Here is an 11,636-nt window from a genome sequence, read left to right as displayed (position 1 = left end):
CGGCGCACCTTATCCGCCGATGTCGAGACTGCCGTCGATGATCGCCTGACGGATCGTGTCCAGCTCGGCCTTCAGCTCGTCGGGCACCAGCGCGTCCATATCGTGGAACGGCGCGAGGCCCACGCCGCCATTGGCCAGAGTGCCGACCAGAATGCCGCCCTCGAACGTGTCGTTCATCGCCGCTTCGATCACCTGCTTGACGGTGGAATCCATCCGCTTTGTGATCGAGGTCAGATAGACATGCTGGCGCTGGGTGTCGGTGAAATAAAGGTCCGCGTCCACGCCCACGATCTTGAGCGCATCGGTCCCCAGTTCGTTGGCCAGCGTGGCCGAACCGAGCCCCACGGGCCCCGCCACCGGCAGCACGATATCGGCGCCTTCCTCATAGAGGTTCTGGGCAAAGGCGCGGCCATCGTCGAGGCTTTCGAAATTGTTGGTGAAAAGCCCCTCGCGGCGGTCCAGATCCCAGCCCAGAACGGTGACGCTGTCGGCTTTCTGTTCGTTCCAGTAATTCGCCCCGCGCACGAAGCCGTCCATGAAGATCGTCACCGGTGGGATGTTGATGCCACCGAAGGTGCCGAGGATCTTGGTCTTGGTCATACCGGCCGACAGGTAACCCGCCAGAAAGGCCGCCTCGTCGGTGGCATAGACCTGCCCCAGCACGTTGGGCAGCGCCGGATCGTAGGCGAAGTCGACGATGGAAAAGCGCTGATCGGGGTTGGCCTCGGCCGCGTTCTTGGTGGCGTCGCCCAGCAGGAAACCCACCGTGACGATCAGATCGCAGGCCCCGCCCAGAAGCGAGTTGATGTTGGCCTCGTAATCGGTTTCGGCCTGGCTTTCCAGGAAACGTCCCTCGATGCCAAAGGCCTCTTGCGCGTCCAGAACGCCTTTCCAGGCGGTCTGGTTGAAGCTGTTGTCGTCGATGCCGCCGGTGTCGGTGATCTGACAGGCGGTGAAGGCCGAGACAGGCCCGCCAAGGGCAAGCGCGGTTCCGAACGCCAGAGTGGCGATCAGGGATTTCGGCAGTCGTACAAACATCGGGTTTCCTCCTTGCCCATGTGTCTTGCCCATGCGTGTCGTCCGCCCGGTCAGCGGTCCTGCATGGCCAGCCGGATCACCGCGGCGACGATGGCCTGCGACAGCACCGGCGACCGGCCGGTGCCGATGATCGCGTCGCTGTCGAAGGTCTCATTCTCGCGCATGGTGCAGCGCCAGTGGCCGTCGCGGTCGTTGGCGCGGCCGTGAATGGTGAACGACCAGTTGGGGAAGGCCTCGTCGGCGATGTGCAGCGCCTCTTCGGTGCTGCCCAGGTTGGCCGCCGCGCCGCGCTTGGCGTCGAAGCGGTCTTTCAGCAGGAAGGCCAGCGCGTGGCCCACCCCGTCCAGCTCGGCGACGCTGAGGTCGTTGCGGGTCTCAAGCGATGTCAGCAGCAGGCCGATTTCGTCGTCATCCAGTTGCATGGTCTTCCTCGGGTCATGGAACAGCGCAAGTGTGCCAGACCGGTCCCTGCGCCGATTGACATATGTCACGCGCGGCGGATCACTCGTGGCGCAGGGCGTCGATGGGATTGAGCCGCGCGGCGCGGCGGGCGGGGAAATAGCCGAAGATCATGCCGATGGCCGCGGAAAAGCCGAAGGCCAGCAGGATGATCCCCGGATCGGGGCGGAACGGGATGGCCAGCAGGTGCGCCCCCAAAAGCCCGAACCCCAGCCCCACCGCGATGCCAATGAGCCCGCCGAAGAGCGACAGGATGATCGCCTCGACCAGGAATTGCAGCAGCACCTGCCGCGCCTGCGCCCCGATGGCCAGCCGGATGCCGATCTCGCGGGTGCGCTCGGTCACCGACACCAGCATGATGTTCATGATCCCGATGCCGCCTACCAGCAGGCTGACGGCGGCCACCGCCGACAGCAGGCCGGTCAGGATGTCGGTGATGCCCGACAGCATGGTGGCGAGCTGCTTCATGTCCATGACGGTGAAATCGTCCTCCTCGCCCGCGCCGATGCGGCGCAGATCGCGCATCGCCGCCTCGATCTCGGCCTTGGCGCGGTCGGTGTCGACACCCTGGCGCACGGCGACGATCATCAGGTTGACGTCGGTGTTGCCGGCGATCCGGCCCTGGAAGGTGCGCAGCGGCATGATGATGAAATCGTCCTGATCGCTGCCGAAGGTCGACGCGCCCTTGGACCGCGTCAGCCCGATGATTTCGCACGAGAGCGTCTTGATCCGCACCTCCTCGCCGATCGGGTCCGAGCTGCCGAAAAGCTGCTTGCGCACCGACTCGCCGATCACGCAGACCGCCTTGCCGGACTTGAGCTCGGTCGCGTCGAAAAGACGGCCCCGGGCCAGCTCCCACCGGGCGGCGGTGAAATAGCGGTTGTCGGTGCCGATCACGTCGGTGCGGCGGTTCTCGTTGCCAAAGATCACCCGGCCGCGCGTGGTGCTCATGGGGGCCGAAACGTCGATGATCGGCATCTGTTCTTCCAAGAGGTCGTTCATGCGCGTGCTGAACATGGGCGGCGGGCTGCCCAGCGCGCCGCCTTCCATCGCGTCCTGCCCGGGCAGGACCATCAGCATGTTGCTGCCCAGCTTTTCGACATCCGAAGTGACCTGCTCGGTCGAGCCCTGCCCGACCGTGACCATTGCGATCACCGCGCCCACGCCGATGACGATGCCCAGCACCGTCAGGAACGACCGCAGACCGTTGCGAAAGATCGCCTGCACCGCCAGCCTTACGGTTTCCCACAGCATGTCAGGCCGCCCGGTCCGTCGGCCGGTCGCTTTCGATCCGGCCATCGACCATCCAGATCAGCCGCTTGGCATAGGCGGCCATGTCGGCCTCGTGGGTGACCATGACGATGGTCAGCCCGTCGTTGCGGTTGAGATCGCCCAGAACCTCCATGATCTCGGCCGACAGATGCGTGTCGAGATTGCCGGTGGGCTCGTCCGCCAGGATCACCTGCGGATTGCCCGCCAGCGCCCGGGCGATGGCGACGCGCTGCTGCTGGCCGCCCGACAGTTCCGAAGGGTCGTGATGCGCCCGCTCGGCCAGCCCCACCCGCGCCAGCGCCTGCGAGGCCAGCGCATGACGCGTCGCGCGGGGCAGGCCCTTGTAGATCAGCGGCAGTTCGACATTGTGCAGCGCCGAGGTGCGCGGCAGCAGGTTGTAGCCCTGAAAGATAAAACCCAGATAGTGCCGCCTGAGCAGCGCGCGCTGATCCCGGCTCAGCCCGGCCACCTCGACCCCGCTGAAATGATAAGTCCCAGCCGTGGGTGCATCCAGGCACCCGATCACGTTCATCGCGGTCGATTTGCCCGATCCGCTGGGCCCCATGATGGCGACGAATTCGCCGGTTTCCACATCGAGGTCGATGCCGTCGAGCGCGCGCACCTCGGCGTCGCCGTGGCCGTAGACCCGGCTGATACCGCGCAGGCGGATCAGCGGGGCGGCGCCCTGCGGCTCAGTCATCGACCCGGTCCACGACCACCGCATCGCCCGCGGCCAGCGGCCCGTCGAGGATCGCGGTCCGGCGTCCGTCGGTCTGGCCCGCGCGAATGGCGATTTCCACCGGCGCGCCGTCGCGCATCACCCAGAGCGTCCGGCCGTCGCCCGTGGCCGCCCGGTCCTCGCGCTCGGGGATCAGCATGCCCAGCAGCCCGCTGCGGTCCTCGGTCTCGACCGGCGCGGCGGGGGGCGCATAGCGCAGCGCGGCGTTTGGCACCGTCAGCACGCCGTCAAGCTCTGCCACCGTGATGTCGGCGGTCGCCGTCATGCCGGGGCGCAGCGACAAATCGGAATTGTCGATGGACAGGATCGCGCGATAGCTGACCACCCCGTCGACGGTCTCGGGCGCGAAGCGGATCTCGGTGATGCGGGCGGGGAACACCCGTTCGTCATAGGCGTCGACGGTGAACTCCGCCGCCTGCCCCACCTTTGTGCGCCCAATATCGGCCTCGTCGATGAAGACCTGAAGCTCCATCCGGGTCAGATCCTCGGCCACGGTGAAAAGCACCGGCGCCGAGAGCGAGGCCGCCACGATCTGCCCGGGATCGACCGACCGGCTCAGCACCACGCCGTCGATGGGCGAACATATGCAGGCCTTGTCCAGCTCGGCCTGATGCAGGTCCAGGTTGGCCTCGGCCAGCGCGCGGTCGGCCTGCGCCGATTGCAGTTCTGCCTGCGCGCGGACAAAGGCGGCCTTTTGCGTCACAAGCGTCTGATGGGCCGAGATCCCGCGTTCCTCCAACGCCAGGGTGGTGTCGTATTTCTCGCGCGCATCCTCGAGCGTGGCGGTCGCCATGGCGACGCGGGCGATGGCCATGTCCAGCGCCGCCTTGCTGACCGCCAGCTGCGCCTCGAGCTTGGCGGTGTCCAGCGTGGCCAGAACGCTGCCTTTGGTCACGATGTCGTTGAAATCGACCCGGACGCTGGCCAGCGTGCCCGAAAGCTCGCTGGAGATCTCGACCAGGTTCGTGGGCTCGACCGTGCCCGTGGCGGTCACGGTGACGCGCAGATCGGCGATGGCGGCCTCTTGGGTGACGTAGCGCACACCGTCCCCGCCTGTCGCGCCCGCCCACCACCAGAGCCCCAGCGCCAGTGCTGCGGCAGCGGCCGCCGCGTAGCGCGCCCAAGGCGGAACAACCCGCCTGCCGCCGGACAGGCCGAGCTTTTCGGCAACCTCTTCGGGGGTGTCGATCATCGGCCCTGTACCTTCCGCCACCGCTTTACCGGACCAGCCTACGCGCCCGGACGGCGGCTGAAATGATCAAGATCAAGGGCCCTTCCGGGACGCGGTGCGATAGTCGGCCCCGGCAAGAGCCTGTCCACAGGCGGCGCCGAGTGCGGTCAAGGAGGCAAGGCAGATGGGCACCGACAGGATACGCAAATCCCCCGACACCGCGCGGCACAGCAACATGCCGGATTACGAGGCGACGCGCGCCTCCTTCACCTGGGACGCGGCGCGCGAGAGGATCGACGGCTTCCCGGGCGGCAAGCTGAACATCGCGCACGAGGCCGTGGACCGGCACGTCGCCGCCGGGCATGGCGGCCAGATCGCGCTGCGCTGGATCGACAAGGCGGGCGCGCGGACGGACCTGACCTATGCCGAGTTGCAGGACCGCGCCAACCGCTTCGCCAACGTCCTGCGCGCGCAAGGGATCGGGCGCGGCGACAGGGTCTATTCGCTGCTGGGCCGGGTGCCTGAATTATACATCGCCGTGCTGGGCACGCTGAAGGCGGGCGCGGTCTTCTGCCCGCTCTTTTCCGCCTTCGGGCCGGAACCCATCCAGTCGCGGATGGAGATCGGCGGGGCCAACGCCATCCTGACCTCGAAACGGCTTTACAAGCGCAAGCTCAAGAAGCTCCGCGACAGCCTGCCCGAGCTGCGCCGGGTCTTCCTGATCGATGGCACCGAGGACGGCACCGCGGATCTGGCGGCGCTGATGGACGCCGCCCCCGACAGCTTCGATACCGAACGGATGGACCCGGAGGACCCCGCGCTGCTGCATTTCACCTCGGGCACCACCGGCAAGCCCAAGGGCGTGCAGCATGTGCACGAGGCGGTCGTGGCGCATAATATCACCGGGCGGCTGGCGCTCGACCTCAGGGCGGGCGACGTCTATTGGTGCACCGCCGATCCGGGCTGGGTCACCGGCACCTCCTACGGCATCATCGCGCCGCTGACCAACCGCGTGACGATGATCGTGGACGAGGCGGAATTCGACGTGGACCGCTGGTACGACACGCTCGAGCGCGAGCACGTCAACGTCTGGTACACCGCCCCCACCGCCATCCGGATGCTGATGAAGGCCGGGGCCGCCGCCGCAAAGTCACATGATTTCAGCGCCCTGCGCTTCATGGCCAGCGTCGGCGAGCCGCTGAACCCCGAGGCGGTGATCTGGGGCAACGACACCTTCGGCATGCCGTTCCACGACAATTGGTGGCAGACCGAAACCGGCGGGATCATGATCGCCAACTACGCCTCGATGGACGTCAAGCCGGGCTCGATGGGCAAGCCGCTGCCGGGGATCGAGGCGGGGATCGTCAAGATCACCGACGCGGGCGCCGAGGAAATCACCGAACCCGGCACCATGGGCGAGCTGGCGCTGCGCCCCGGCTGGCCGTCGATGATGCGCGCCTACCTGCACGAACAGGCGCGCTACGACAAATGCTTCCGCGACGGCTGGTATCTCAGCGGCGATCTGGCGATGCGAGATGCCGATGGCTATTTCTGGTTCGTGGGCCGCGACAAGGACCTGATCAAGAGCGCGGGCCACCTCATTGGCCCCTTCGAGGTCGAAAGCGCGCTGATCGAACATCCCGCCGTGGCCGAGGTCGGCGTGATCGGCGTGCCCGACGAGACCGCGGGCGAGCTGGTCAAGGCCTATGTCGCGCTCAAGCCCGGCTTCGAGGCCTCAGAGGATCTGCGGCTGGAGCTGATGGGCTTTGCCCGCACGCGTCTGGGCCCGGCGGTCGCGCCCAAGGACATCGCCTTTCGCCGCAACCTGCCCAAGACCCGCAGCGGCAAGATCATGCGCCGCCTGCTGAAGGCGCGCGAGCTGGGCCTGCCCGAGGGCGATATCTCTACCCTGGAAAGCGACGAGACATGAGCACCACCAAACCCCGCCTCGATCACGCGCATATCCGCGAGCTGCTGCACGGAATGATCCGCATCCGCCGGTTCGAGGACAAATGCGCCGAGATGTACACCCAGCAGAAAATCCGCGGTTTTCTGCATCTTTATGACGGCGAAGAGGCGATCGCGGCGGGCATCATCCCGGTTCTGCAGGCGCAGGACCGCGTCGTCGCCACCTACCGCGAACACGGCCACGCGCTGGCGCGCGGGGTGCCGATGACCGCGATCATGGCCGAGATGTACGGCAAGGCCGAGGGCTGCGCGGGCGGGCGCGGCGGGTCGATGCACCTTTTCAGCCGCGAGCACAATTTCCACGGCGGCAACGCCATCGTGGGCGGCGGGCTGCCCATGGCCGTGGGGCTGGCCCTCGGCGACCGCATGGGCGGGTCGGACGGGGTGACGGCCTGCTTTTTCGGTGAGGGCGCGGTGGCCGAAGGCGAGTTTCACGAAAGCATGAACCTGGCCGCGCTCTGGGATCTTCCGGTGCTGTTCGTCTGCGAAAACAACGGCTACGCCATGGGCTCGGCGCTGGCGCTGACCGAATCCCAGACCGAGATCGCGGTGAAGGCGCAAAGCTATGACATCGCCGCCGAAAGCGTCGACGGCATGGACATCGTCGCGGTCGAGGCGGCGGCGCGGCGGGCACTGGCGGCGATCAAGGACACCGGCAAGCCCTATTTCCTGGAATGCAAGACCTACCGCTTTCGGGCGCATTCGATGTTCGACGCCCAGCTCTACCGTCCCAAGGAGGAAATCGCCGAATGGCGCGCCAAGGGGCCCATCGTGCGGTTCCAGGGCTGGGCGGAAGCGAACCACCTGCTGCATGCCGACGATCTGGCGCAGATCGAGGCAGAGGTCGAGGCCGAAATCGCCCAAGCCGTGGCCTTTGCCGAGGCCGGAACCTGGGAACCGGTCGAGACCCTCACCCGCCATGTCATGGCCGCCGACCGCCCCGCGCCCCCGGCGCCCGAGCCGCCCGGCAAGCTGATCGCCACCACCTACCGCGAGGCGGTGAAGGCCGGGATCGTGGACGCGATGGAGCGCGACGAAAGGGTGTTCCTGATGGGCGAGGACGTGGGCCGCTACGGCGGCTGCTACGCGGTCTCCAAGGGGTTGCTCGACCGCTTCGGCCCCGACCGCATCCGCGATACGCCGCTGTCGGAATCGGGCTTTACCGGCGCGGGCATCGGCGCGGCGATGGCCGGAATGCGCCCCATCGTCGAGCTGATGACGGTCAATTTCTCGTTGCTGGCGCTGGACCAGATCCTCAACACCGCCGCCACCATGCGGCATATGTCGAACGACCAGTTCGGCGTGCCGGTGGTCATCCGAATGGCCACCGGCGCGGGCAAGCAACTGGCCGCACAGCATTCGCATTCGCTGGAGGGCTGGTACGCGCATATCCCCGGACTGCGGGTGCTGGCACCCGCGACGCTGGAGGATGCGCGTGGGATGCTCTGGACCGCGCTTGAGGATCCCGACCCGGTGCTGATCTTCGAGAACGTCATGCTCTACAACATGGAAAGCGCGCTGCCCGAGAACGCGGGCGCGGTCGATATCGACCGCGCGGCGCTGCGCCATGTGGGCGACGATGTCACGCTGATCACCTATGGCGGGTCGCTCTTCAAGACGATCGAGGCCGCGCGCGAGCTGGGTCATGCGGGCATTTCCTGCGACGTGATCGACCTGCGCAGCCTGCGGCCGCTGGACATGGACACGATCAAGGCCTCGGTCGCCAAGACCCACCGCGCGCTGATCGTGGACGAAGGCTGGAAGACCGGCAGCCTCGCCGCCGAGATCGGGATGCGGCTGGCCGAAGAGTCGTTCTTCGAGCTCGACGCGCCGCTGGCGCGGGTGTGCAGCGTCGAGGCGCCCATTCCTTACGCCGCGCATCTGGAACAGGCGGCGATCCCCCAGACGGCCCGGATCGTGGCCGCCGTGAAACGCATGATGGAGGTCAAGCCATGAGCGCTTTTCTGATGCCCTCTCTGGGCGCGGACATGGAGGCCGGAACGCTGGTCGAACAGCTTTTGTCGCCCGGCGATGCAGTGCATCGCGGCGACGTGATCGCCGCGGTCGAGACGCAGAAAGGCGTGATCGAGATCGAGGCTTTCGAGGACGGTATCCTGACCGAATGGCTGGTGCCCATCGGCACGAAGGTGCCCGTGGGCACGCCGCTGGCCACGATCAGCACCGGCGCGCAGGACAAGCCCGAACCGGAGGTGCCGGGCGACATCCCGCCCGAAGAGCCGCCCGTCAAAGAGCCCACACCGCAGCCGCCCATGCCCGAGGATCTGCCCTTCGAGGAACCGATGCCGGAACCGCCCGGCCCCGAGATCCCGCCCTCGGACCCGCAGGCGGGCGCGCCGCGGCTGCGCATCACGCCCGCCGCGCGGCGGCTGGCCACCGAGCGGGGCATCGACCTTGCCACGCTGAGCGCCGCGCCCGGTCAGACGATCACCCGCGCCGACATTCCGGGGCTGGCACCCACCACCAAGCCGCCGCCGCCCTCGGACATGCGCGCGGCGATTGCCGCCGCGATGTCGCGTTCCAAACGCGAGATCCCGCATTACTACCTGTCGCATATGACAGATATGACCGCGGCCGACGCCTTCGTCACCGCCACCAACCAAGACCGCCCGCCCGAAGAGCGGCTGCTGCTGGGCGCGGTGACGGCCAAGGCGGTGGCCCGCGCGCTGAAGAAATATCCCGAATTCAACGGCCATTACACCGACGACCGCTTTACCCCCTCCAACGCCGTCCACCTCGGCCTCGCCATCCACATCCGCGGCGGCGGGCTGGTGGCGCCTGCGCTTTTCGACACCGAAACCAAGGATCTCGACACGCTGATGGGCGACATGCGCGATCTGGTCGAGCGCGTGCGCGCAGGCCGGTTCAAGGCGCGCGAATTGTCCGACGCGACGATCACCCTGTCGTCGCTGGGCGAACGCGGGGTGGATGAGCTTTACGGCGTGATCTACCCGCCGCAGGTCGCCATCGTCGGCATCGGCACGCCGCGCCTTCAACCGATGATCGTTGACGGCGCGGTCGCACCCCGGCTGGCCGCGCGGCTGACGCTGGCCGCCGATCACCGCGTCAGCGACGGCCATCGCGGCGCGCTGTTCCTGCGCGCCATCGACCGCAACCTCCAGACACCGGACAGCCTATGACCCAGCACGACATCGCCACCATCCTGACCGAGGAACTGCACCGCATCGCCCCGGACATCGACCCCGACGACACCGACCCCGCGGCCGACCTGCGCGAGGAATACGACATCGATTCAATGGATTTTCTGACGCTGGTCACCGCCCTCGGCAAGCGGCTGGGCCTTGAGATGCCCGAGGCCGATTACGACCAGATGCGCAGCTTCGATGCGCTGGCGGGCTATCTGCGTGCACGGACAGGTTAGGCGTCTGCCATAAAGACCGCGCATTGACCGGGATAGCGGGCCTCGATCTCGGCGATGGGCACCTCGCCGCCCGTTGCCGACTGCGCCCAGAGGCGCGTCCCGCAGCGGAACAGCACGTAAAGCGGCGTCTTGGCCCCGTGCACCACCGCGCCCTGCGGGAACGGCAGGGACGTGACGGCAGAGCGGGACAGCACCGCAAAGCGGATGTCCCCGACCGTGTGCGAAGGGCCGAGCGTGACGCTCATCGCGCCGTGGGCCCGAAGGCCTCCCACCCAAAGCGCGCCATCGGCCAGAGCACCGCGACGGGCCGCGCGCGCCAGAGCAGATGGCCGGTGCCCTCAAGGCAGGCCCGGTCGAATACCGGGCGCAGGACGACATCCGAGCGCGGCGCGCCCGCGCTGCCATAGATCAGAGGCGTCAGAAGGCCGAAAGCCTGCCCGGTGTCGGCCGGATCGCCCAGGCCGAAGGCGGCGTCGAGACGCGCCTCCTCCAGATGAATCGCGCCGGTGACCCCGGCGATCAGCCGTTTCACAGGTGCCCAGCCGATCGCTCGCCCGCGCAGGCGCGGGCGGCGTTTCTTGTGGGCTTTCGGCTTTGACGTGCGGGATTTGCCCGCCCGCCCCGTCACCGGAACGCGCGGGCCGAAACGCCCCAGGGGCTGCACCTGCACGGCCAGTTTCCGCCTGGCGCCGGTGTCGAAGGCCAGCCACACGCGCAGCGGCAACACCAGCGCCAGAACGGCCAGCGCCAGCAGCGCGCCGATCAGCGCCAGCAGGATCAGCCCGAGGGTCTGCATCGCCCCGTCAGCCGGTCTCGGACTCGTCCTTGGCCGAACGGCCCGAGCGGGACATCGCCACGGACACCGCGTCGCCGACCACCTCGGCCAGGTTCGACACCGCGCCCTTGACCGCCTCGACCCGCGCGCCGTTCTCGTCGAAGATGATCGCGCCCAGCGGCTTGATCCCGCCGCCGCCGCCGGTGCCGCTGCCATCGCCCGATTTGCCGCCGCGCGACCCGCCCGCGCCAAAGCCGAAGCCGTAGCTGACGATGGGAATGACGGTCTTGCCGGCGCGCTCGATCGGGTCGCCCAGCACGTTCTTGGCGTTGAGCAGGCGGTCCAGTTCCTCGACAGTGCCCTTGAGCAGGGTTTCGACGTTATCCATGGCTCTCTTCCTTTTGCTCAGATGTATCCGCCTCGCGTTCGACCTCGATGCGGACCTTGGTCACAAGCGCCGCGACCGCGCCCAGAATGGCCAGCCAGGGCGCGGTCAGAACCACCACGCCGCCGACCGCCAGCCCGATGTTGAGCGGGGTTTCCAGAAAAACGTCGCCGTCGTCGGCGATGATCTTCATCCGGCGCACGCTGCCTTCCTGGGCCAGCTCCTTGACCCGGTCGACCAGCTGGTTGCCGGCGACCTCGATTTCCTCGACGATCGTGCGTTTGGTGTCTTCGGGGGCGTCGTTCATGACAAATCTCCGATAGGTTGCGTGGGCTGAGTCCCGCGCAGGCTATCACCCGGCGCGCGCGCCCCCGTGACATGGATCAATCCCGCCGGACAGCCGCCATGCCAGTCTGTCCCTACCGCCGA

General features: G+C 67.6%; 13 protein-coding genes. 4 read left to right on the top strand and 9 right to left on the bottom strand.

What is annotated here, in order from left to right; all coding sequences use genetic code 11:
* Nucleotides 1-9: 9 nt before the first annotated feature.
* From RXV88_RS10165 to RXV88_RS10145, 5 genes are all read right to left on the bottom strand, one after another.
* Nucleotides 10-1,038, bottom strand: coding sequence for a BMP family ABC transporter substrate-binding protein (locus tag RXV88_RS10165; protein WP_316292510.1), 1,029 nt, complete (start codon nucleotides 1,036-1,038; stop codon nucleotides 10-12).
* 50 nt (nucleotides 1,039-1,088) lie between these two features.
* Nucleotides 1,089-1,460 (bottom strand): hypothetical protein, encoded by a 372-nt coding sequence (locus RXV88_RS10160; protein WP_316292507.1) that lies wholly within the window; start codon nucleotides 1,458-1,460, stop codon nucleotides 1,089-1,091.
* 79 nt (nucleotides 1,461-1,539) lie between these two features.
* Nucleotides 1,540-2,751, bottom strand: a complete 1,212-nt coding sequence (locus RXV88_RS10155; protein WP_316292506.1) for an ABC transporter permease — start codon at nucleotides 2,749-2,751, stop codon at nucleotides 1,540-1,542.
* Between the two features lies 1 nt (nucleotide 2,752).
* Nucleotides 2,753-3,469 carry an ABC transporter ATP-binding protein gene (locus RXV88_RS10150; RefSeq protein ID WP_316292504.1) on the bottom strand — a complete coding sequence of 239 codons (717 nt, stop codon included), beginning with the start codon at nucleotides 3,467-3,469 and terminating at the stop codon, nucleotides 2,753-2,755.
* Nucleotides 3,462-4,700 (bottom strand): efflux RND transporter periplasmic adaptor subunit, encoded by a 1,239-nt coding sequence (locus RXV88_RS10145; RefSeq protein WP_316292502.1) that lies wholly within the window; start codon nucleotides 4,698-4,700, stop codon nucleotides 3,462-3,464. Before RXV88_RS10145 ends, RXV88_RS10150 begins: the two co-directional genes overlap by 8 nt.
* Nucleotides 4,701-4,863: 163 nt before the next feature.
* Here RXV88_RS10145 and acsA point away from each other — a divergent pair, with 163 nt between their 5' ends.
* From acsA to RXV88_RS10125, 4 genes are read left to right on the top strand one after another with little or no spacing between them, the layout of a single operon-like run.
* Nucleotides 4,864-6,609: an acetate--CoA ligase gene (gene acsA, locus RXV88_RS10140; RefSeq protein WP_316292500.1), complete on the top strand. Its 1,746-nt coding sequence runs from the start codon at nucleotides 4,864-4,866 to the stop codon at nucleotides 6,607-6,609.
* On the top strand, nucleotides 6,606-8,603 hold the full coding sequence (gene pdhA / locus RXV88_RS10135) for a pyruvate dehydrogenase (acetyl-transferring) E1 component subunit alpha (protein ID WP_316292499.1): 1,998 nt from the start codon (nucleotides 6,606-6,608) through the stop codon (nucleotides 8,601-8,603). Before acsA ends, pdhA begins: the two co-directional genes overlap by 4 nt.
* A complete protein-coding gene (locus tag RXV88_RS10130) occupies nucleotides 8,600-9,805 on the top strand; it encodes a dihydrolipoamide acetyltransferase family protein (RefSeq protein WP_316292497.1) in 1,206 nt (401 codons plus the stop codon). The genes pdhA and RXV88_RS10130 overlap by 4 nt, the downstream gene beginning before the upstream one ends.
* Nucleotides 9,802-10,047, top strand: a complete 246-nt coding sequence (locus RXV88_RS10125) for an acyl carrier protein (RefSeq protein WP_316292496.1) — start codon at nucleotides 9,802-9,804, stop codon at nucleotides 10,045-10,047. The genes RXV88_RS10130 and RXV88_RS10125 overlap by 4 nt, the downstream gene beginning before the upstream one ends.
* On the opposite strand, the gene RXV88_RS10120 is transcribed toward RXV88_RS10125, so the two are convergent.
* From RXV88_RS10120 to RXV88_RS10105, 4 genes are read right to left on the bottom strand one after another with little or no spacing between them, the layout of a single operon-like run.
* Nucleotides 10,044-10,292 carry a hypothetical protein gene (locus RXV88_RS10120; protein ID WP_316292494.1) on the bottom strand — a complete coding sequence of 83 codons (249 nt, stop codon included), beginning with the start codon at nucleotides 10,290-10,292 and terminating at the stop codon, nucleotides 10,044-10,046. The genes RXV88_RS10125 and RXV88_RS10120 overlap by 4 nt on opposite strands.
* Nucleotides 10,289-10,843, bottom strand: a complete 555-nt coding sequence (locus RXV88_RS10115; protein WP_316292493.1) for a DUF2953 domain-containing protein — start codon at nucleotides 10,841-10,843, stop codon at nucleotides 10,289-10,291. Before RXV88_RS10115 ends, RXV88_RS10120 begins: the two co-directional genes overlap by 4 nt.
* Before the next feature lie 7 nt (nucleotides 10,844-10,850).
* A complete protein-coding gene (locus RXV88_RS10110; RefSeq protein ID WP_316292491.1) occupies nucleotides 10,851-11,210 on the bottom strand; it encodes a GerW family sporulation protein in 360 nt (119 codons plus the stop codon).
* Complete coding sequence (locus RXV88_RS10105; protein WP_316292489.1) at nucleotides 11,203-11,514, bottom strand: DUF4342 domain-containing protein; 312 nt, start codon at nucleotides 11,512-11,514, stop codon at nucleotides 11,203-11,205. The genes RXV88_RS10110 and RXV88_RS10105 overlap by 8 nt, the downstream gene beginning before the upstream one ends.
* Nucleotides 11,515-11,636 lie beyond the last annotated feature (122 nt).

The organism is Aestuariicoccus sp. MJ-SS9 (assembly GCF_032586235.1).
In the GTDB taxonomy this organism is placed as follows: Bacteria; Pseudomonadota; Alphaproteobacteria; order Rhodobacterales; family Rhodobacteraceae; genus Aestuariicoccus.
The sequence above is the reverse complement of the archived record's forward strand: the minus strand, read 5'-3'. Positions and strand labels throughout refer to the sequence as shown.